This is a genomic window from Bradyrhizobium sp. 1200_D9_N1_1 (assembly GCF_052075915.1).
Lineage (GTDB): Bacteria > Pseudomonadota > Alphaproteobacteria > Rhizobiales > Xanthobacteraceae > Bradyrhizobium > Bradyrhizobium diazoefficiens.
In genome coordinates this window covers 3,406,555-3,426,464 of sequence record NZ_CP197226.1, presented here as the reverse complement: position 1 = coordinate 3,426,464, position 19,910 = coordinate 3,406,555, and the positions used below count along the sequence as shown (strand labels likewise).

At 64.9% G+C, this 19,910-nt stretch carries 17 protein-coding genes and 1 riboswitch; of the genes, 6 read left to right on the top strand and 11 right to left on the bottom strand.

Translation table 11 applies throughout. The annotated features are described in order from the left end of the window. Positions 1 to 62 precede the first annotated feature (62 nt). Positions 63 to 1,469 (top strand): hypothetical protein, encoded by a 1,407-nt coding sequence (locus AB5K84_RS16390; protein ID WP_162603652.1) that lies wholly within the window; start codon positions 63 to 65, stop codon positions 1,467 to 1,469. Positions 1,470 to 1,578: 109 nt separating this feature from the next. On the opposite strand, the gene AB5K84_RS16385 is transcribed toward AB5K84_RS16390, so the two are convergent. Beyond that, positions 1,579 to 1,938 (bottom strand): hypothetical protein, encoded by a 360-nt coding sequence (locus tag AB5K84_RS16385; protein ID WP_039185965.1) that lies wholly within the window; start codon positions 1,936 to 1,938, stop codon positions 1,579 to 1,581. Positions 1,939 to 2,085: 147 nt separating this feature from the next. Next, positions 2,086 to 2,529, bottom strand: a complete 444-nt coding sequence (locus AB5K84_RS16380) for an RbsD/FucU family protein (RefSeq protein ID WP_110116654.1) — start codon at positions 2,527 to 2,529, stop codon at positions 2,086 to 2,088. A 187-nt stretch (positions 2,530 to 2,716) separates the two neighbouring features. On the opposite strand from AB5K84_RS16380, the gene AB5K84_RS16375 reads away from it, so the two are divergent. Beyond that, entirely contained in the window at positions 2,717 to 4,531 is a 1,815-nt protein-coding gene (locus AB5K84_RS16375) for a caspase family protein (RefSeq protein ID WP_162603653.1), read from the top strand. Between the two features lie 642 nt (positions 4,532 to 5,173). Here the strand turns inward: AB5K84_RS16375 and AB5K84_RS16370 are convergent. The 4 genes from AB5K84_RS16370 to thiD form a co-directional block, all read right to left on the bottom strand. Further along, complete coding sequence (locus AB5K84_RS16370; RefSeq protein WP_028173236.1) at positions 5,174 to 6,157, bottom strand: threonine/serine dehydratase; 984 nt, start codon at positions 6,155 to 6,157, stop codon at positions 5,174 to 5,176. 63 nt (positions 6,158 to 6,220) lie between these two features. Further along, a complete protein-coding gene (locus tag AB5K84_RS16365; RefSeq protein ID WP_110116656.1) occupies positions 6,221 to 7,294 on the bottom strand; it encodes a glycosyltransferase family 4 protein in 1,074 nt (357 codons plus the stop codon). Next, positions 7,294 to 8,106: a UDP-2,3-diacylglucosamine diphosphatase gene (locus tag AB5K84_RS16360; RefSeq protein WP_060908231.1), complete on the bottom strand. Its 813-nt coding sequence runs from the start codon at positions 8,104 to 8,106 to the stop codon at positions 7,294 to 7,296. The genes AB5K84_RS16365 and AB5K84_RS16360 overlap by 1 nt, the downstream gene beginning before the upstream one ends. Positions 8,107 to 8,322: 216 nt before the next feature. Next, positions 8,323 to 9,123: a bifunctional hydroxymethylpyrimidine kinase/phosphomethylpyrimidine kinase gene (gene thiD, locus AB5K84_RS16355; protein ID WP_011088646.1), complete on the bottom strand. Its 801-nt coding sequence runs from the start codon at positions 9,121 to 9,123 to the stop codon at positions 8,323 to 8,325. Positions 9,124 to 9,434: 311 nt separating this feature from the next. Here thiD and AB5K84_RS16350 point away from each other — a divergent pair, with 311 nt between their 5' ends. Beyond that, a complete protein-coding gene (locus tag AB5K84_RS16350) occupies positions 9,435 to 11,414 on the top strand; it encodes a hybrid sensor histidine kinase/response regulator (RefSeq protein WP_246790635.1) in 1,980 nt (659 codons plus the stop codon). 124 nt (positions 11,415 to 11,538) lie between these two features. After that, entirely contained in the window at positions 11,539 to 11,784 is a 246-nt protein-coding gene (locus tag AB5K84_RS16345; RefSeq protein ID WP_014493934.1) for an Lrp/AsnC ligand binding domain-containing protein, read from the top strand. Positions 11,785 to 11,787: 3 nt separating this feature from the next. Here the strand turns inward: AB5K84_RS16345 and AB5K84_RS16340 are convergent, their stop codons facing one another. Next, a complete protein-coding gene (locus AB5K84_RS16340; protein WP_110116658.1) occupies positions 11,788 to 12,711 on the bottom strand; it encodes a c-type cytochrome in 924 nt (307 codons plus the stop codon). A 154-nt stretch (positions 12,712 to 12,865) separates the two neighbouring features. Here AB5K84_RS16340 and AB5K84_RS16335 point away from each other — a divergent pair, with 154 nt between their 5' ends. After that, positions 12,866 to 13,285, top strand: a complete 420-nt coding sequence (locus AB5K84_RS16335; protein ID WP_110116659.1) for a CHRD domain-containing protein — start codon at positions 12,866 to 12,868, stop codon at positions 13,283 to 13,285. A 166-nt stretch (positions 13,286 to 13,451) separates the two neighbouring features. Continuing rightward, positions 13,452 to 13,826 (top strand): VF_A0006 family four-cysteine protein, encoded by a 375-nt coding sequence (locus AB5K84_RS16330; protein WP_110116660.1) that lies wholly within the window; start codon positions 13,452 to 13,454, stop codon positions 13,824 to 13,826. 9 nt (positions 13,827 to 13,835) lie between these two features. Here AB5K84_RS16330 and AB5K84_RS16325 read toward each other — a convergent pair whose 3' ends face one another. The 4 genes from AB5K84_RS16325 to AB5K84_RS16310 all read right to left on the bottom strand — a co-directional run bounded on the left by AB5K84_RS16325 (position 13,836) and on the right by AB5K84_RS16310 (position 19,758). Continuing rightward, positions 13,836 to 15,119 (bottom strand): cystathionine gamma-synthase family protein, encoded by a 1,284-nt coding sequence (locus AB5K84_RS16325; protein WP_110116661.1) that lies wholly within the window; start codon positions 15,117 to 15,119, stop codon positions 13,836 to 13,838. A gap of 148 nt (positions 15,120 to 15,267) precedes the next feature. Then, positions 15,268 to 16,557 carry a serine hydroxymethyltransferase gene (gene glyA / locus AB5K84_RS16320; RefSeq protein WP_162603654.1) on the bottom strand — a complete coding sequence of 430 codons (1,290 nt, stop codon included), beginning with the start codon at positions 16,555 to 16,557 and terminating at the stop codon, positions 15,268 to 15,270. Positions 16,558 to 16,591: 34 nt separating this feature from the next. Continuing rightward, positions 16,592 to 16,677, bottom strand: a riboswitch (ZMP/ZTP riboswitch). 196 nt (positions 16,678 to 16,873) lie between these two features. Then, on the bottom strand, positions 16,874 to 17,323 hold the full coding sequence (locus AB5K84_RS16315; RefSeq protein WP_028173227.1) for a cytochrome c: 450 nt from the start codon (positions 17,321 to 17,323) through the stop codon (positions 16,874 to 16,876). A gap of 125 nt (positions 17,324 to 17,448) precedes the next feature. Beyond that, the gene (locus AB5K84_RS16310; protein WP_110116663.1) at positions 17,449 to 19,758 is read right to left on the bottom strand and encodes a xanthine dehydrogenase family protein molybdopterin-binding subunit; all 2,310 of its coding nucleotides are present in this window, start codon (positions 19,756 to 19,758) and stop codon (positions 17,449 to 17,451) included. Between the last annotated feature and the right edge of the window lie 152 nt (positions 19,759 to 19,910).

The window sequence follows — 19,910 nt, the reverse complement described above, 5'->3', positions numbered from 1 at the left end:
ATTCGGTCGATATCGTGGTGATCGTTACAGTAACGCGCGGTGATTTGCGCGACGAGATTGTCATGGCCAACGAAGCATTCGCCCTCTCGCCCATGTCTGCCCGCGCGGCCGAGCCGAACGAGCAGGATTACGACGCGATCCGCGAAGCCTTCATGGAGACCGCGCGCGGCCGCTGGTTCCTCGGCGAATATGCCAAGCGCAACCGCAATGCCGACACGAGCATGGTGCTCGATGCGGTCGCCAAAATCGAAGAAACCCTTGCGGCACAGCGACAACCCGTCGTCGAGGACCGTCTGCCCGAGGCGCTGGTCGAGATCCGCCGAGCGATCCGGGAAGCCGAGACGATCGCGATCGCGGCGTTCGACCCCGCGGCGATCGAGGCGAGCCTTGCCCCGATCCCGCGCGGCGTGCGCATCATCAAGGAGATCTCCTGGCGCTGGCGCGAGATCGGCGCCGACGGGCGAATCTGCGACCTCATTGATTCGCAGCTCGCCTCGATCGAGGCCGCCTGCGGACAGGTTTCGACCCTCGACCCCCGCGTCGAGCTCAAGGCCGCATTCGATCTGCTCAGGGATCGGGTCGAGCAGCTCGATGCCGACGGCGACGCAACGCCGCAGGCGACGGCAGTGCGTTCCTCGGCAGCTCCGGTGCGGGAAGCACCGCCGTCCGTCGCAGAAGCTTCGCCTCTCGAGGCTGCGCCCGCCGCGATGGCGAGCGAAACCGCCGTGGCTTTTACGGAGACGCCGCAGGACATCACGGTGGCTGCCGAGCCCGAAGCCGCCGCTGAGACGGCCGGCGACGCTGAAGCGTTCGCAATTGCCGAGCAGGCAATGGATGCCGCCGTCGAGCCGGAGATTGCAGCCGAAAGCCCGATCGCGCTCGAAGATGCCGCCCCGGAAGACGCCGCTTTCGAAGAGCCCGCGTTCGCGGAAGTCGCCGACGAGTTTTCACTCGACGCCGCCGCGGAAGCCGAGGACGACGCCGTGCTCGCAGCCATCGCGCTGGAGATGGCCGCGCCCGATCCTGATTTCGACGAGATCATCGAGCCGGTCGAGATGGCAGCGGCCATTCCCGAGCCGATGATCGCGGAGGTCGCCGCGCCAATTGCTGCCGTGCTTCGGGAGCCGGCCGCGCCGGAACCCGCCGCCGCGCCGATCGCGGAGGCGCACGCAGAAGAAGCGCCGATCGCGATGGAATCGCTGGCGCGCCTTACCAATGCCATCGCGGAAGCCGCCGCCGAAGTGATGGAGCAACCCGCCCCGGCCATGGCGGCCACGGCCTCATTCGCAGCCGCGCCGACCGCGCCGCTGCCGATGCCCTCGCCCTTGTCGGCGTCCTTGTCCGAGTCCTCGCTTGGCGCCACCATCCTCGCCAGCGGCATCCTGCAAAAACCCCGCGCGCCCGCCAACGACCCGCTCGCGCCGATCCGCCGCATGACCCAGGCCGAGAAGATCGCGTTCTTCTCGTAAGGCGGGCGCACTGGCTCTATCGTCATCGCGAGCGCAGCGAAGCAACCCAGAGTCTTTCCGCGGCGACCGACAGGATTGCTACGCTCGCGATGACCGTACGATCAGCCCATCACCCGCAATTCCACACCGCGCCGATCGGTGTCCGCGTCCAGCACGGGCCAAAGCTGCCGCCATTGTAGCGGCCGCCGCCGAAGCCGGGGCGGCCGAAATAATGCCACTCGCCGTCCCAGCGATAATATTGGGGAACCGGATCGATGTACCAGTGGCGCCGGTCGTTGCGCGCAAGGCGGCGCATCGCGTCCTTCTGCTTGTAGAGCGGAATGCTGTTGCTCAGCGGCTGGCGATAGCCCGGCAGGAAGCCGTAGCCGTGCCAGACCGGCTTGGGGCGCTTTTGAGCGGGCTCGGCGGGCGCAACGGCCGGCAGCAGAGACAGGATGACAGCAACGAATAGACACATAAGGCGCGACATGGATCGACCATAGACAGCCGGTTGCGAGATGACCATTCAAATTCGAGTGCAGAACTGTTTGCAGCCATGCGCAGGATATCGCAGACGGGAATTGCGTCACACCCTGCGTGAGGAGCGGCGATCTGTTGATCGAACGCAAGGCGTCCGCTAACCGATCACGCCCTTGCGGATCAGGAAGCATCCATAGCCCCTGCTGTCCCCGACCTGCACGACGCCAAAGCCCGCCGCCGCCGCGCGATAGAAATCCGGACGCGCCAGCTTGCCGGGAGCGACAGTGCGGCCGGCGGCGCGCTCGATTTCCGCGAGCACCGCACGCTGCACGTCGGGCACGCTATTGGGATCGTCCACCGGCATCATCACGCGCACCGGATCGGGATCGAAATCGTCGAGCGGATAGACCGACATGATGGCGCGGGCGGCGGTCTCCATGCGCATGCCCGGCAGCTGGATCAGGCGCAGCGAGGATGTCGCAGCGGCGATACGCGTTGCCGGATGATTGGCGTCGACGAAAACGAGGTCGTCGCCATGGCCCATCGAGGCCAGGAGCCAGAGCAGGTCGGGCGTCAGGATCGGATCGATCGATTTCAGCATGTGACGGCATTTCCCCTGAAGGCTTGTCTTTCGCCGGCGAAACCGGTCATTCACCATAGCAGGTTCCAAGCGTGATTCAGATCACGCTGCCACCCATGGTGACAGGGATCACGGACCCCGGGCCCGAACGCGGCCAGGCTTCCTCGCAACCAATCTCGCATCGAGATCAGTGCCAGAGGAGCACGCCATGTTCCGCCTAAAGCCTTTCCTGATGACTGCAGGCCTCCTGGGAAGCCTGCTCGGCTTTGCCTGCGGGCCTGTTTCCGCGCAAGTCGCCCCGGTCGAGCCGACCCCCACCGCGCTGCAAGGCCCGGAGCAGCGGGTGGCGCTGGTGATCGGCAATTCGAACTACCAGAACGCGCCGCAGCTCCAAAACCCCGACAACGACGCCGAGTCGATGGCGAAGTTCCTGAATTCGGCCGGCTTCGAGGTGGTCGCCGCGACCGACCTCACGCAGAACGACATGCTCCGCGTGGTGCAGGACTTTTCCGCCAAAGTCTCCGCGCGCGGTCCGAACACGGTGGCGATGGTCTATTACGCCGGTCACGGCGTGCAGCTCGCCGGCGAGAACTATCTCGTTCCCGTGGACGCCAGGGTCTCAAGCCCGACCGAGCTCGTCAACAATTCGGTGCGTCTGGTCGACGTGATGTCGACGCTGGAGACGATCCCGAGCCGCATGCGCATCGTCATCCTCGATGCCTGCCGCAACAACCCCTTCCCCTCCGTGAACGATGCCGGCCGCGGCTTGGCAATCGTCGATGCGCCGAACGGCTCGATCGTGGGTTACTCGACCGCGCCGGGCGCCGAGGCGCTCGACGGCACCGGCGGCCACAGCCCCTACACCCAGGCCTTCCTGAGCGTCGCGCGCGAGCCCAACGTGCCGATCGAGCAGCTGTTCAAGCGCGTGCGCCTCGCAGTGAACCAGACCACCAGCGGCGCACAGATCCCGTGGGAAAGCTCCTCGCTGACGAGCGACTTCACCTTCTTCGGCGACACGGCTGTCGCCGCCAACCGCGCGCCGGTGAATGCGCCGGTCGTGCAGATGGCCTCCAACCTGCCGAGCCGCTCGACCCGCCAGGCCTATGACTACGTCGTGTCGGAGGGACGGCCGGAGTACTATCAGGAGTTCATCCAGATGTATCCGCACGACCCTCTGTGCGACCACATCCGCTGGCTGCTGAACAACCTCCTGCTCACGCAGGCCTGGCACAAGGCGGTGCTCGCGAACTCGCCGCTCGGCTACCAGACCTTCTACGACAGCTATGGCAACAGCCCCTACGCCGTGTCCGCGCTGAAGCTCGCAGCGCAGCCGAAGCTGATCCCGCTGATGCAGGCGACGAAGTTCCTGGCGCCGCAGAACATTGCGCCGACCTTCAAGATCGGCAATCTCGGCCAGCCCAAATACATGCCGCTGCAGCAGGGCAATGGCGGTGGTCAGATGAATGGAAATCTGCCGGTCGTGCAGAAGCCCGTGGACGGCAACGTCATCGGCAAGCTCGGCAATGGCGGCCAGGTCGTCAACCTGCCGGCGGGCAACAACCAGCCGAGCCAGCCGAACGGCACGCCCTCGCAGACCCCGGGCAAGATCGTCACCCTGCCTGCACCGACCAACACCACCAACAACAATGGCGGCATCGGCAAGATCGTGACGCTGCCCGCGACCAACAACACGCCGAACCCCGGCAATGGCACCGGCACCCCCGGCAAGATCGTGAGCATGCCGGTGAATGTCGGCAAGGCCGGTTCAACTGTCGAGACCAAGCCTGTCAATGTTCAGACGCAGAACAACCCGAGCCGCGTCAACAACGGCAACACCGGCATCGTGAAGCTCAACAACAACCCGGTGAACAAGGTGCAGGTCCAGAACACCCAGCAGAACAACCACCCGCAGTTCAATGCGACCAACCGCATGGTCAACAACGGCGGCAACAACTTCCGGCAGTCGATGAACCAGGCGCCCGCCATGGGCGGCGGCAACAATCACCGCGGCCTCATGCACTGATCGCGGCAAGCGAAACGACAAAAGGGCAGAGCGGAAACGCTCTGCCCCTTTGTCATGTTCGCGGCACGAACTCTACGGGCTGGCTAGACGCGCACCGCTGCGATAGTCAAAAAGGTACACCGACTGATTGAAATCGATAACCTCGATGCCACTAGCTAGGCACCTGAACCCTTCGGAGAAAGTGTCTGCGCCTGTCGCACTCCAAATCTCTTCGCCCGTCAGGGAAAGACGAGAAATCTGCAGCTCACCGTGGGATATGAGAGCTTCGTGAGCGCAATCCCAATAGACGCCGAAGCACGTCGCCGGATCAACGCGTCGTGACCATTCCCTCGAACCTGTCGCAAGGTCTAAGCAGACGACTTGATCACCCACCGCGAGATATAGATGGCGGTCCACTTCGATGGCAGAGTGTTGATGGACGCCAGAACACCCTCCACTGGCGCCAAAGACCGCGGACCACTTCCCGTCCGCGCGGACTCCGTGAACGGAGTTTAGATGAGCGTTATCAAGACGGATTTCCGTACCGTACTTTCGCAGATTGTCCGCGGAGCCAAACGAATACGTCGGCTCATCGACGATCTCTACCTGGCCCTCGCGGGTTTCAAGAACGATGCTACGTCGCAGTAGCAGACTCTCCAAAAATCAAGCCACCAGCTCGGCAAACAAATCCGCATCGACGTTGCCGCCGGAGAGCACGATGACGACGTTCTTGCCGGCGACGTCGAGACGTCCCGCAAGCAGCGCGGCAAGGCCGACGGCACCGCCCGGCTCCACCACCAGCTTCAGCTCGCGATAGGCGAACGCGACCGCCGCACCGACTTCCTTGTCGGATGCGGTGACGCCGCGCGCGAGCAGCTTGCTGTTGATCGCAAACGTCATCTCGCCGGGGATCAGCGCCATCAGCGCGTCGCAGATGGTGCGGCCTGCCGGCCCATGCGGCTCGCGATGGCCTGCAGTCAGCGAAATGCCGTGATCGTCGAACGCCTCCGGCTCGGCCACCACGATCTGCGCCAGCGGATATCGCGCCTTCACGGCGGTCGCGACGCCGGCGATCAGGCCGCCGCCGGAGGCCGGTGCCACCACGATGTCGGGGCTGAGGCCCAGCGCTGCCATGTCGTCCGCGATCTCGCGGCCGGCGGTGCCTTGGCCAGCGATCACGAAGGGATCGTCATACGGCCTGACCAGCGTCGCGCCGCGCTTCTCGGCGATGCCGCGCGAGATCGCCTCGCGGTCGTCGCGGTCGCGGTCGTACAGCACGACCTCGGCGCCGTAGGATTTAGTGCGCTCGCGCTTGGACAGCGGCGCGTCCGCGGGCATCACGATGGTCGCCTGCATGTCGAGGATCTTGGCCGCCGCCGCCACGCCCTGGGCGTGGTTGCCGGAAGAGAATGCCACGACGCCGCCGGCGCGCTTGTCCTGCGGGATCGAGGCGACCTTGTTGAAGGCGCCGCGGAACTTGAAGGAGCCGGTGCGCTGGAGCATCTCCGGCTTCAGGAACACTTTTGCGCCGACGCGCTCGTTGAGCACGGGAAAGGACAACAGCGGGGTGCGGATGGCGAAGGGGGCGATCACCCGCGCTGCGGCATCGATATCGGCAGGGCCGATCGGAAGGGGCTGTTCGGTCATGGCCGACCTTATCGCGGCGGATGAGGCCCGGGCAAGACACCTCCGCGCGAGGGTTTTTCTTCTTCAGGCGACGAAGCGTGGCTGCTCCGCCCCGTTCCGGCCCGGCAGCACCGCACCGACCGCCCTTATGCTGTCGATAAAGGCCCTCGCCGAGGCCTCCCAGGTGTAATTGGCGGCGAATTCGACGCAATCCTGCCGGGAGATGCTGAGCGCGGTGAAGCAGGCGCTGCGCAGATCATGATCGAGGGCCCCGACCGGTGCATCGCCGATCACGTCGCGGGGGCCCTTCACCGGGAAGGCCGCGACCGGCAGGCCGCTTGCGAGCGCTTCCAGCAGGACCAGGCCGAACGTGTCGGTCTTGCTGGGGAACACGAAGACGTCGGCGGCCGCGTAGATTTCCGCCAGCGCCTCGCCGTGCTTCTCGCCGAGGAAGATCGCGTCGGGATAGGCCTCTTCGAGCGAAGCCCGCGCCGGGCCGTCGCCGACGACCACCTTGGTGCCGGGCAGCTTGAGGTCGAGGAACGCCTCGAGATTCTTCTCCACCGCGACGCGGCCGACCGAGAGGAACACCGGAGCCGGCAGGCAGAGATCGATCGCGCGGGGATGGAACAAGTGCGTGTCGACACCGCGCGGCCAGAGCACGACATTGTCAAAGCCGCGCTCGGTCAGCTCGCGGGCGAGCGCCGGGGTCGCCGCCATCACGGCGCGGCTGGGCGCATGGAAGCGACGCAGCGCCCGCCAGATCAGCGAGCCCGGAACCGGCACACGGGCGCGGACATACTCAGGGAAGCGGGTGTGGAAGCTGGTCGTGAACGGCAGCTTGCGCTGGCGGCAATAGCGGCGGACCATCAGGCCGATCGGCCCTTCGGTCGCGATATGGATGCTGTCGGGACGGGCTTCCGCGATCAGCTTCGCGATTCGCGCCGGGCGCGGCATCGCGAGCCGCACGTCGCGATAGCTCGGCATCGCGAAGGTGCGGAACGATTGCGGCGTCAGGAACGTGAACTCGACGCCAAGACCTTCAATGCCAAGACCTTCAACGCTAAGCCCTTTGGCGGCGTCAGCAAGCTTGGTCAGCGTCCGAACCACACCGTTGACTTGCGGGTGCCAGGCGTCGGTCGCGACCAGGATGCGCATCAGGCAGCCCTTGCTGCCACTTGCGGCACCTGCGCGGGCTTCTGCAACTGATCCGCCCAGGTGATGATCTCGAAATGGCCGTCGTCGTGCTCGACCAGCGCGGTGCAGCTCTCCACCCAGTCGCCGCAGTTCATGTAGCGGATGCCGGCCTCGTCGCGGATCACGGCATAGTGGATGTGGCCGCAGATCACGCCGTCGGCGTCGTGACGGCGCGCTTCTGCGGCGAGCGCCTGCTCGAACGCGCCGATATAGTTGACGGCGTTCTTGACCTTCTGCTTGGCCCATTGCGACAGCGACCAATAGGGCACCTTGAACATGCGCCGGAAGAAGTTGACGAAGCGATTCATCTGGATCGCGAAGTCGTAGGCCTTGTCGCCGAGATGGGCGAGCCAGCGCGCGTTCTGCACCACGAGGTCGAAGATGTCGCCGTGGATGACGAGATAGCGCTTGCCGTCCACGCCGGTGTGGACGGTGTTCTCGACCACGTCGATGCCGCCGAAATGCGTGCCGTAATAGTTGCGCAGAAACTCGTCGTGATTGCCGGGGATGTAGATCACCTTGGCACCCTTGCGCGCCTTGCGCAAAAGCTTCTGCACGAGGTCGTTATGCGATTGCGGCCAGTGCCAGCTCGATTTCAGCGCCCAGCCGTCGACGATGTCGCCGACGAGATAGATCGTCTCGGCGTCATGGTAGCGCAGGAAGTCCAACAGAAGGTCGGCTTGTGAACCGCGGGCTCCGAGATGAACGTCGGAGATGAACAAGGTGCGAAAGCGCCTTTCAGGGCTTTCGTCACTCACATCGTAGCTTCCCATGCGACAGCCTGTAACAATATCCCGTGACAGGGGGATGACCGATTGAACCTTTGAGGCACCCTCAGATACGAATCAAACCTCGCCTCGCCCTCCCCGCGAATATCAGTCGCATGCGACAATCAGGCGACACGAAGCGGCCATGGCTGTCCGCAAAAGCCCGGTCCCCGTCGCCTTGTTGGTTAACGGCCGGGGCCGGCGCGCAGCTCGAAGCCGGCGTCAGTAAAATTTGTGGAAATGATGGATCGGCCCGTGGCCGTGGCCGACGCCGAAGCGGTCGGCAGCGGCAATCGCGGCGCTGATCCAGGCCTTGGCGTTGCGCACCGCCTGCTCGAGAGTCTCGCCCTTGGCGAGACCCGCTGCCACGGCGGAGGACAGCGAACAGCCGGTGCCATGGGTGTTTTTGGTCGCGACGCGGGGCGCGGCGAGCGCGATCGTGCTTTCGGACGTGACGAGATAGTCGATGCTCTCGGCGCCCTCGCCGTGTCCGCCCTTGATCAGGACCGCACGGCAGCCGAGCGCCAGCAGCCGGCGCCCCTGGCCTTCGATCCCGGCCTCGCTGGCCGCGGCGGGCTCGCCGAGGAGAGCTGCCGCCTCCGGCAGGTTCGGCGTGATCACCGAGGCCAGCGGCATCAGTCGCATGCGCAGGGCTTCCACGGCTTCGGACGCCAGCAGGCGGTCGCCCGATGTCGCGACCATCACGGGATCGAGCACCACATGGCGCGGCTTCCAGTGCGCCAGCGCGGCTGCGATCGCATCGATGCTGGCGGCCTGGGCCACCATGCCGATCTTCACCGCGCCGACGTCGAGATCGGAGAACACCGCATCGATCTGCGCGGTGACGAAATCAGCCGGCACCGCATGAATGCCGGTGACGCCGCGCGTGTTCTGCGCCGTCAGCGCCGTGATCGCGGAGGCGCCGTAGACGCCGAGCGCCGCGAAGGTCTTCAGATCCGCCTGGATGCCGGCGCCGCCGCTTGAATCGGAACCGGCAATGGTGAGAGCCACGGGCGTCGTCATCGCTGGATACATTGGTTTGAGAGGGACACCGCCATGCCTTGTCCTAGCGTGCCGCGGATGCGCCAGCAAGCCGGGCCGGCCGCGGGCGCCGCGACGAGCTAACCCATGCCGGTCCGGCCCCGGCGAATCAGCCGGATAAGGGCCCGGCCCGCCTTGTCGTCCCGCGAGTGTGCACATCCCGCGAAAATATGCCCTCGGCATAGCCCGGCCTTGGCGCCCATCCCGGTGAGTGAGACGTTTATTGGCGGATTCGTCCAGCGATGCCATGTTGCGGGCCGGCCCCGGCCGCAATCCTCTCGGGAAGCAATCACATGTTGGCCTACCTCGAACGTATCCTCGACTCCTCGATGCTCTCCCCGCACGGCATCTGCCTGCTCTGGGAGCCCGAGCTGATATGGCTGCATGTCGTTTCGGATGCCTGCATTGCGCTTGCGTATTTCTCGATCCCGTTTGCACTCGCGATCCTCGTCACCAAGCGGCGCGACCTCGAATTCGGGTGGGTCTTCTGGGCGTTCGCCGTCTTCATCATGGCGTGCGGCCTGACGCATGTGCTGTCGATCTACACGCTCTGGGTGCCCGTCTACGGCGTCGAGGGCATCGTCAAGGCGCTCACCGCCGTGGCGTCGGTCATCACCGCGGGAGCGCTCTGGCCGCTTCTGCCGAAGATCCTGACCATCCCCTCGCCGTTCGAGCTCCGGCAGGTCCGGGCCGCGCTCGAGGAGGAGGAGACCAAGAACCGGGATGCGGCCCAGCTCCTCGGCCAGGTCCGTGAAGCCCAGCGCGCGCTGCGCGAGAGCATGACGCGCCTCACCGCCGTGGTCGAGACCGCGGTCGACGGCGTCATCCTGTTCGACGCGCAAGCCCGCATTCTCCTGTTCAATCCCGCCTGCGAACGGTTGTTCGGCTATCGCGCCGACGAGGTCATGAATCTCGACATCGGTATGCTGATGTCCAATGAGGAGAGGCCCTCACCCACGGGTCATACGCTGCGCATCGCAACCGGGGAAGCCGCCGGTGTGCGCAAGGACGGATCGACCTTTCCGATGGATCTGTCGGTGGGCCAGGCGTGGCAGGACGGCGAGCTGATCTACGTCGGCATCGTCCACGACCTGACCACGCGCAAGCTGACCGAGCAGCAGCTCCAGCAGGCGCAGAAGATGGAGACGGTCGGCCAGCTCTCCGGCGGCATCGCCCACGACTTCAACAATCTGCTCACCGTCATCATCGGCAACGCGGAGTTTCTCAGCGAGCAGCTCAGGTCCCGTCCCGACCTCAGGCGCTTCGCCGACGACATCTGCCAGTCGGGCGAACGCGGCGCGGAGCTGACGCAGCGGCTGCTGGCGTTCAGCCGGCGCCAATTGCTGCAACCCCGCGCGATCGAGTGCCGCGAGCTCTTGACCTCCATGCACAAGCTGCTCAAGCGCACCTTGCGCGAAAACATCGAGATCACGACGGCGTTCGGCGCCGGCTCCATCCTCGCCTTCGCCGACCGCGCCCAGCTCGAATCCGCCGTGCTCAATCTCGCGCTCAACGCGCAGGACGCCATGCCGGCGGGCGGGCATCTCACCCTCAGCACCGAGCTCACCGCGATCGACGAGCACTATCGCGTCCAGCATCCGGAGGTGGAGTCCGGCAGCTACGCCCTGATCTCGATCACCGATGACGGCGAGGGCATGACGCCTGACGTCATCGAGCGCGCCTTCGAGCCGTTCTTCACCACCAAGGAGGTCGGCAAGGGCTCGGGCCTCGGCCTCAGCATGGTCTACGGCTTCGCCAAGCAATCAGGCGGACACGTCTCGATCTACAGCGAGCCGGGCCTCGGCACGACGGTCCGCATCTACCTGCCGCATGCCGGCGGCGAGCAGTCGCTCGCCGACATCGAGGCGCGCGAGGAGGCTGCGCCCCGGGGCCACGAAACGATCCTGGTCGCCGAGGACGATCCGTTCGTCCGCTCCTCCGTCACGCTGCGCGTGGAGGCGCTGGGATATCGCGTGGTCGCGGCCGTCAACGGCAAGGAGGCCTTGCAGCAGCTTCGCACCAACCCGGCCATCGACCTGTTGTTCACCGACATCGTGATGCCCGGCGGAATGAGCGGCTGGGAGCTCGCCGACCAGGCCCGGCGCATCCGGCCCGGACTCCCGGTCGTGTTCTCCTCCGGCTATGCCCTGGAGACCCTGGTCGAGCAGGGTCGCGCGCACGCGCAATCGATCGTCCTGACCAAGCCCTATCGCAATGCCGAGCTGGCCCGGCGGCTGAGGGAGGCGTTTGCCGGCGCGCCCCTGCCCTCCTAGAGGGCCTTGTAGAGGGGCTTGGCCAGGACCAATCCCTCGGGCAGCCGCGAGGCGGCAAGTTCGCTTGCCAAGCCCCCCCGGTTTTGGCCTATTAGCCGCCAGATATGCCTTCGGAGTGACTGCAATGGTTCCCTTTTTCGTCCAGATCAAATGCAAGCTCGGCCAGTCCTATACGGTCGCCAATGCGCTCGCCGAAGCCGAGATCGCCTCCGAGATCTACTCCACGGCCGGCCATTACGACCTGCTGGTGAAGTTCTACGTCGACAAGGACACCGACATCGGCCACTTCATCAACGAAAAGGTGCAGGTGCTGCCCGGCATCCAGGACACGCTCACCATCATCACCTTCAAGGCGTTCGGCGCGAGCTAGCCTCTAACCAGCATCCTTGCGTTTCGGGCGCGGCGGTCCGTCCACCGGCGGCAGCGACTTGAGGTAATCCGCCATCGCCGCAATGTCCTCATCCGACAATTGCGAGGTGTTCTTGATCACGCGCGCCATCGCGCCGCCGGCGCTGTCGCCCTCGGGCAATTCGCCGGTCTTCAGGAAATTGGCGATATCCTTCACGCTCCATTCGCCAATGCCCTTTTGCGTGATGTTCGGCACCCACCCCTCGCCTTCCGGATTGGGCCCGCCGGCGAAACGCTGCGCGGTGATGATGCCGCCGAGCAGATTGCGCGGGCTGTGACACTCCGCGCAATGGCCGAAGCCGTTGACGAGATAGGCGCCGCGATTCCATTGCGGCGAGTGCGTCGCGTCCGCGACGAACGGCCCGCTCTGCATGAACAGCAATTTCCAGATGCCGACATTGCGGCGGATGTTGAAGGGAAACGGCAGGTCGTGGTCGCGCACCCTGCCGGACACCGGCGGCAGCGTCTTCAGATAGGCGAAGAGATCGCGAACGTCCTCCACCTTAGCCAGATGATAGGACGTGTAGGGAAATGCCGGGAAGTAGTGCTGGCCCTCGGGCGACACGCCGCGCATCACGGCGCTGACGAATTCGGTCTCGCTCCAGCGCCCGATGCCGTCGGCGGCATCGGGGGAAATGTTGGGCACGTAGAACGTGCCGAATGGCGAGCCGAGCGCCAGGCCCCCGCCGAGCCGCAAGCGGTCGGGCTGGTTGGGCACGGCATGGCAGGAGGAGCATCCGCCGGCATTGAAGATCTCCTGCCCGTTGGCAAGATCCGGCGCCCGGGATGGCAACGGCACGGCCGATGCGGCCGGCGCCGTCAACCACCAATAGACGCCGAAGCCTGCAACGGCAGCGATCAGCATGACAAGAATTGTTCGTCGCAGCATCGAGGTATCCCATGGAGATCGGCCGAACTTACGGATTCGCCGGTGGCCGCTCCAGCCACGAATAATTTAGATGGTTTGAGCTTGATCCGGGAATAAACTCCTGCGCGCACTGTTTGCAAGTTGACCGCAATCAGACGTCAACAGGGAGAGACCCATGAACAAAGCAATTTTTGCCACGCTGGCACTCGGAGCTGCCGTCGCGTTCGCCGCCCCGGCCAGCGCGGAGAAACTGAAGGCGACGCTGGACGGCAAGTCCGAGGTGCCCGCCACCACCACCAGCGGCACCGGAACGGCCGATCTCGACTATGACGCCGCCAGCAAGAAGCTCTCCTGGAAGGTGACCTATTCCGGCCTCTCCGGCCCCGCCACCGCCGCTCATTTCCACGGGCCCGCCGAGGCCGGCAAGAACGCCGGCGTAGCGATCGCGATCCCGAATGCGACGTCGAGCCCGGTCGAGGGCTCTGCGATGCTGACCGACGCGCAGGCCGCCGATCTGCTGGCCGGCAAGCTCTACGTCAACATCCACACGGCGGCGAATCCGGGCGGCGAGATCCGCGGCCAGGTGACGAAGTAAGCGAAAACGCGGCTTCGTCGCGGAAAGGCCGGACGCAAGGAGGGAGCGTCCGGCCTTTTCGATTCGGGCGAGGACCTTAACGTGCGGTAATGTCCGGACCTCGTGCCTTGCCAGCCTCGCGCGTTCCGCCGTAAACTTCGGCCTCACCAATCTCCAGAGTGGCACCGTGCGGCTCGTTTCCAGCGTTCTCGATCGGCCCGGCGACGCCGGCATCAGAAGATCGGCGCGGGCGCCGTGGCACGTTGTGCCAGGCCTCGTCGCCGCCGGAGCGCTTCTTTGCTTCTCCGGACCGGTGCTCGCGCAGAGCGACATGGAAAAGCAAGCTCAATGCGAGCTGTCCGCAATCCGCGATACACGATCGCCCCTTGCCGTGCAGTACATCCGCTCCGCCTGCAACTGGCTCGTCGTCAACGGCGATTCCCTGTTGAACGCATCCAGCAAGGGCTATTACGTCTGCCTCGTGCGGCAGCTCTCGGGCGCGCAGAGCAACGAGGCTGCCGCGGCGATCATGTCGGCATGCCGCGCGTCCAATCCGCTTTGATCCCCCCGTTCAAGCCGCATTCAGCGCCTGCGCGAGGTCCGCGATCAGATCCGACGGGTTCTCGATGCCGATCGACAACCGGATCGTGGAATCGAGCACGCCGATCTTCTGGCGGATGTCGGCGGGAACGCCGGAATGGGTCATCGTCGCCGGCAGGCTGGCCAGCGACTCCGTGCCGCCGAGGCTCACCGCCAGCTTGAGGATTTGCAGCGCGTTGAGGAATTTGACCGCGGCCTCCTTGCCGCCGGCGATGTCGAACGAGAACGTCGATCCCGCCCCCAGGCACTGCCTCGCAAACACACGCCCCGCCGGCGATGCCTCCTCGTGATGACCGAGATAGTGGACCTTGGCCACCTTGGGATGATCGCGCAAATAAGCCGCCACGAGGCGCGCATTCGCATCGGCTTTTTCCATGCGCAGGCTCAGCGTCTCGAGCGAGCGGTTGATCATCCAGCAGGAATGCGGATCGAGCTGGGTGCCGATGGCGCCGCGCAGCGCCTTGATGCCCTTCATGATCGCCTTCGCGCCGAGCGCGGCGCCCGCGATCAGGTCGGAGTGACCGCCGACATATTTGGTCAGCGAGTACAGCGAAAGGTCCGCGCCATGCTCGATCGGCCGCTGAAACACCGGCCCGAGCAGCGTATTGTCGCAGGCGATGATCGGCGTATGCCCCTGGGCCTTTCCGATCGCGTCGGCGATGCGGCGGATCATCGCGACGTCGACGAGGCCATTGGTCGGGTTGGCCGGGGTCTCGATCAGGATCATCGAAACCCGGCCCTTGCCCATCGCCTCCTCCGAGGCCTGCTTGACCGCCGCCTCGTCGATGCCGTCGGCAAAGCCGATAGCGCCGATCGACAGGCGCGCAAGCGTGTTGGTCAGCAGGGTTTCCGTCCCGCCATAGAGCGGCTGGGAGTGCAGGATGACGTCGCCGGGGCGCACGAAGGCGAGGATCGTGGTTGCGATGGCCGCCATGCCGGAGGAGAACAGCGCGCAGCTCTCGGTGCGCTCATAGACCGCGAGCCTGTCCTCGACGATTTCGCTGTTGGGGTGGTTGAAGCGCGAATAGACCAGGCCCGCGCCCATCCCCTCCGGCGGCTCGCGCCGGCCGGCGACGTAGTCGAAGAAGTCCTGCCCGTCTTCGGCGGTCTTGAACACGAAGGTCGAGGTCAGGAACACCGGCGGCTTGATGGCGCCTTCCGACAGTTGCGGATCATAGCCATAGGTCAGCATCAGCGTTTCCGGATGCAGCATATGGTTGCCGATGTGGGTCTTCGACGGAAAGGGTTTTACCATGGCCAGTCTCGCTGTTGACTAGGATCCGCGCCGCGCGTTGGAACTCCAAACATCGTGAGGCAATCGGGAGCGAGATGCGCCGGCATCCAGCAGGTCGAATCAACGCCGCGGCGGCTCGACCGAAGATAACCACTCTGAGAACGATCCGTCAGGCCTTCGGAACAGAATTTGCTCCGGACACCACGCCCGGAACAGGAAAAGCCCGGCACATCTCGACGCACTCTGACCTGAGGCGCGCGACGACCACATCGTTGCCGTTCGCCTGCAAAGCCGCCGCAATGAACTCGCCGATACGACGCATTTCGGGTTCTGCCATGCCACGCGTAGTCGCCGCCGGTGTCCCAAGGCGAATACCGCTCGGCCTGAGCGGCGGGCGCGGATCGTCCGGAATCACTTGCTTGTTCGTGGTGATGGCTATGGCATCAAGCACATCCTCGGCTGCCCGCCCGTCCAGTCCGACGGACGCTGCCGTATCGACGACCATCATGTGATTGTCCGTTCCGTCCGTGACCAGCTTCATCCCGCGCTCCATCAGCGCTCCGGCAAGAACCTTCGCGTTGCGCAAGACCTGCCGCGCGTAAACCTTGAAATCCGGGGTCGCCGCCTTCTTGAGCGTCACGGCAATCCCGGCCACGACGTTCATGTGAGGTCCGCCCTGCAAACCGGGAAATACGGAAGCATCGATCCGAGCGGCATTTTCTTTCCGGCATAGGATGATCCCGCCCCGGGGGCCGCGCAGTGTCTTGTGGGATGTCGTCGTCATGACGTCGAAGCCGGCATCAAGCGGATTGCGCATGACATTCGCGGCAACCAATCCGCCATAGTGGCTCACGTCAGCCATCGTGAGCGCGCCAACTTCGTCGGCAATACTCTTGAATGCCGCATAGTCCAGGTCGCGCGGATAGGAGCTGTAACCGCACAACACCATCTTCGGACGCGCTTCACGCGCAATCGCGCGCAATTCGTCGAAATCTATCGCGCCGCCGTTTGACGGGGCCGTCTTGTAGCGAATGAAGTTGAACAAACGCCCCATGTGGGATACCGGCGCGCCGTGGGTGAGATGACCGCCATGGGACAGGTCCATGGCGAGAATGGTGTCGCCGGGCTCCAACAGGCCGAGATAGACGGCCTGATTCATCGGTGATCCGGAAAGAGGCTGAACGTTGGCGTGCTCAGCACGAAAAAGCGAGCAAGCCCGCTCGCGTGCGAGGCTCTCGATTTCGTCCGTATACTGCTGGCCGCCGTAGTATCTGCGTCCCGGATATCCCTCGGAATATTTATTGGTGAAGACCGATCCGAGCAGCTCAAGCACCTCCGGGTAGGTGTAATTCTCGGACGGAATCAGCTCGACGCCGTCCTGTTGGCGGCGCTCTTCCCCCACAAGGGCAGCGGCGATCTCTTGATCGTTGATGGACAGTTCGTTGCGAAATGACGGCATGCTCGGGCTCCTCAACACGCTGTTTTTCCAGCAGATTGGTTGCCCAGGCGATCGGCGTCGGAACCCTTCGCGCTTCACCGTGGTCGATTCCACGTTAGCTCGCCAGTCGCGCGATAGGACGAATGAGCACGGAGGCTCTTCGTGAAGTACAACCTAGCTGACCTGCGCACCTGCCGCAACTACCAGGTCCGGCAGGCCGTGCTGATTGAAGCAACGCTCGGAGCCGCATGAGCGAAGCGACATGCGGGGTCGCCTTCCCCGGATATCGCTGCGCTCATCCGGGCTACGAGGTCGAGCGTGGAAAAAATTCAGGTGGCTACTTCAACTTCAGCCGATACGTCTCGTGGCAGTCGGTGCAACGATCGTTGATCGCGGTATAGGCGGCCTTGAGGCTCGCGACGTCGGTGATCTTGCCCTTGACCTGCGCGATCGCCTTCTGCACCGGCGGGATCTTGGAGTCGAAATCGGCCTTGTTCTTCCAGACCTTCGGCGATGCCCCGTAGGTCGCGTTCACCACGTCCTGCTTGGGATTGACCTCGAAGGTCTTGGCGATCTTGGCGACGTCGGTCTCGAGATTGGCGATCGCCTCGTCGGCGGCCTTCTGGTCGTAGGGGATATCGCCCTTGGTCATCTTCAGGATGACCGTATAGAGGCTCTTGGCCTGCGAGCGCATCAGATTATCCTGTTGAACCGCGACCTCCTGCTGCGCCATCACGGCGCCCGCGCCCAATAGCAGGGTCGTCACGACAATCATCGTCCGTTTCATTGGTTAGTTTCTCCGACTCGCAGATGCCTTGGGATTGGACCCGCCACCCGCTTCACGGGAGTCGCGATCCATCCATGGATAGAACCCCGCGCGGGGCGTTTATTCCCGCGCGGCAGGATTGTGGCTTACAGGCTGTGACGGCGACGGTGCTCGCTGATGGCGATCCACACCCGTTCCGGGGTCGCCGGCATGTCGATGTGGTCGATCTTGTACTCGCGCCAGAGCCCGTCGACGATGGCGTTGACGACGGCCGGACAGGAGCCGATCGCGCCGGCCTCGCCCGCCCCCTTCACGCCCATGGGATTGGTCTTGCATGGAACGTTGGCGGTCTCGAACACGAAGTCCGGACCATCAGCCGCCCGCGGCAGCGCGTAGTCCATGAACGTCGCGGTGATCAGCTGGCCGTCACCGGCGCCGTAGACCACCTGCTCCATCAAGGCCTGGCCGATGCCCTGCATGGCGCCGCCATGCACCTGCCCGGCGAGCAGCAGCGGGTTGAGCGTCTTGCCGAAATCGTCGACGATCACGTAGTTGACGATCTTGATGATGCCGGTCGCCGGATCGATCTCGACCTCCGCGACATGGGTGCCGTTGGGATAGGTGCCGTCGGCGCTGGCGAAGGTGGCGCTGCCGTTCAGCTTCGACGGATCGGCGCCCGGCCGCTTGGCGAGATCGGCGAACGAGATCGAACGGTCGGTGCCGGCGATGCGCAGCACGCCCTCCGATATCTCGAGGTCGCCGGCGCTGGCTTCCAGCGCCTGCGCCGCGATCTCCTTCAGCTTCTGCCCGAGCTCGCGCGTGGCGCGCTCGACGCTGACGCCGCCTGACGGGATCGAAGCCGAGCCGCCGGTGCCGAGACCGGTCGCGATCTCGTCGGTATCGCCCTGACGGACGTGGACGCGCTCCGGCGCCACGCCGAACTGCTCGGCGACGATCTGCGCATAGGCGGTCTGGTGCCCCTGTCCGCTCGACTGCGTGCCGATCAGGACGGTGACGTCGCCATTGGGATCGAGGCGGACGTTGGCCGTCTCCTCACCCATCACGCCGCAAATCTCGACATAGCTCGCAAGGCCGATGCCGCGAATGAGCCCCTGCTTCTTGGCCGCCTTGGCGCGCTTGGGAAACTCCTTCCACTCGGCGATCTCCATGGCGCGCTTGAGATGCGCGGCGAAGTCGCCGGAATCATAGACCTTGCCCGTGGCCGTCTTGTACGGCAGCGCCTTTGGCTGGATGAAGTTCTTGCGGCGGATGGCGTCCGGCGTCATGTCGAGCTTGCGGGCGCAGGCATCGACGAGGCGCTCGATCACATAGGCCGCCTCGGGCCGGCCCGCGCCGCGATAGGCGTCGACCGGCACGCTGTGGGTGAAGATGGTGCGCACCCGGCAGTGGAAGGCCTGGATGTCGTAGAGCCCCGGCAGCATGCCGGCGCCGCCATGCGGGATATAGGGCCCGAAGGTCGACAGATACGCGCCCATGTCGCCCATCAAGTCGCAATCCATGGCGAGGAACTTGCCGTCTTCAGTCAGCGCCATCTTCGCGGTGGTGACGTTGTCGCGGCCCTGCGCGTCGCCCATGAAATGCTCGGAGCGGTCGGCTGCCCATTTCACCGCCTTCTTCAGTTGCCGCGCGGCAACCGCCATCAGGGCGTATTCGCGGTACGGAAACAGTTTTGTGCCGAAGCCGCCGCCGACGTCGGGGCAGATCACCCGCATCTTCTCGGTCGGGATGTTCAGCACGTTCTGGCAGAGGATGTCGCGCAGACGATGGCTGCCCTGGCTGCCGACCGTCAGCGTCAGATGGTCGCGCTTGGCGTCATATTCGCAGACCGCCGCGCGCGTCTCCATGAAGCTTGCGACCACGCGCGGATTGACGATGGCGATCTCGGCGACCGCATGCGCCTTGGCAAAGGCAGCTTCGGTCGCGGCTTTGTCACCAATCGAAACATCGAACAGCACGTTGCCGGCCTTGTCCGGCCAGACCTGCGGCGCGCCCTTCTTCACGGCGTTGACGACGCCGGTCACCGCCGGCAGCGGGCTCCATTTGACCTCGATCGCCTCGATCGCGTCGCGGGCCTGGTCGATGGTCTCGGCGACCACGAAGGCGATGGAATCGCCGACATGGCGCACTTCATCCTTCGCGAGGATCGGGTATGGCGGGCCGGTGAAGGGATCGGTCTCGAGATTGAACAGGCAGGGCAGATTGCCGAGATCCCCAACGTCGGCGGCGGTCAGGATCAGTGCGACGCCGGGCAGCGTACGGGCGCGGCTCGCATCGATGGTGTATTTAGCATGCGCGTGCGGCGAGCGCAGCATCAAGCAGCGGAGCGCAGCCTGCGGCGCGTAATCGTCGGTATAGCGGCCCTTGCCGCGGATGAGCGCGTCATCCTCCTTGCGCAGCACACTTTGGCCAACGCCGAACTTGATGGGAGCAGCCATTTTTTATCCCGTTCTCATGGTTGTTTTGCCGGCATATTGCCGTGGAAAAAGTGGCAAGGCAAATGGGTTTAGACAGGCACATGGGTCGCAGGCGGCGAAAGCGTCGCGCCCCCGTCACCATGGCGTCCAGATTGCGCCGCGAAACAAGGCCT

Bases quoted from the DNA above. Each gene is read 5' to 3' on its own strand.
- AB5K84_RS16350 (WP_246790635.1), top strand. From the start codon at position 9,435: ATGTTGGCCTACCTCGAACGTATCCTCGACTCCTCGATGCTCTCCCCG.
- AB5K84_RS16315 (WP_028173227.1), bottom strand. From the start codon at position 17,323: ATGAAACGGACGATGATTGTCGTGACGACCCTGCTATTGGGCGCGGGC.
- AB5K84_RS16380 (WP_110116654.1), bottom strand. From the start codon at position 2,529: ATGCTGAAATCGATCGATCCGATCCTGACGCCCGACCTGCTCTGGCTC.
- AB5K84_RS16370 (WP_028173236.1), bottom strand. From the start codon at position 6,157: ATGACCGAACAGCCCCTTCCGATCGGCCCTGCCGATATCGATGCCGCA.
- AB5K84_RS16385 (WP_039185965.1), bottom strand. From the start codon at position 1,938: ATGTCGCGCCTTATGTGTCTATTCGTTGCTGTCATCCTGTCTCTGCTG.
- AB5K84_RS16365 (WP_110116656.1), bottom strand. From the start codon at position 7,294: ATGCGCATCCTGGTCGCGACCGACGCCTGGCACCCGCAAGTCAACGGT.
- AB5K84_RS16335 (WP_110116659.1), top strand. From the start codon at position 12,866: ATGAACAAAGCAATTTTTGCCACGCTGGCACTCGGAGCTGCCGTCGCG.
- AB5K84_RS16340 (WP_110116658.1), bottom strand. From the start codon at position 12,711: ATGCTGCGACGAACAATTCTTGTCATGCTGATCGCTGCCGTTGCAGGC.
- AB5K84_RS16345 (WP_014493934.1), top strand. From the start codon at position 11,539: ATGGTTCCCTTTTTCGTCCAGATCAAATGCAAGCTCGGCCAGTCCTAT.
- AB5K84_RS16310 (WP_110116663.1), bottom strand. From the start codon at position 19,758: ATGGCTGCTCCCATCAAGTTCGGCGTTGGCCAAAGTGTGCTGCGCAAG.
- AB5K84_RS16390 (WP_162603652.1), top strand. From the start codon at position 63: ATGGCCAACGAAGCATTCGCCCTCTCGCCCATGTCTGCCCGCGCGGCC.
- thiD (WP_011088646.1), bottom strand. From the start codon at position 9,123: ATGACGACGCCCGTGGCTCTCACCATTGCCGGTTCCGATTCAAGCGGC.
- AB5K84_RS16375 (WP_162603653.1), top strand. From the start codon at position 2,717: ATGTTCCGCCTAAAGCCTTTCCTGATGACTGCAGGCCTCCTGGGAAGC.
- AB5K84_RS16325 (WP_110116661.1), bottom strand. From the start codon at position 15,119: ATGGTAAAACCCTTTCCGTCGAAGACCCACATCGGCAACCATATGCTG.
- glyA (WP_162603654.1), bottom strand. From the start codon at position 16,557: ATGCCGTCATTTCGCAACGAACTGTCCATCAACGATCAAGAGATCGCC.
- AB5K84_RS16360 (WP_060908231.1), bottom strand. From the start codon at position 8,106: ATGGGAAGCTACGATGTGAGTGACGAAAGCCCTGAAAGGCGCTTTCGC.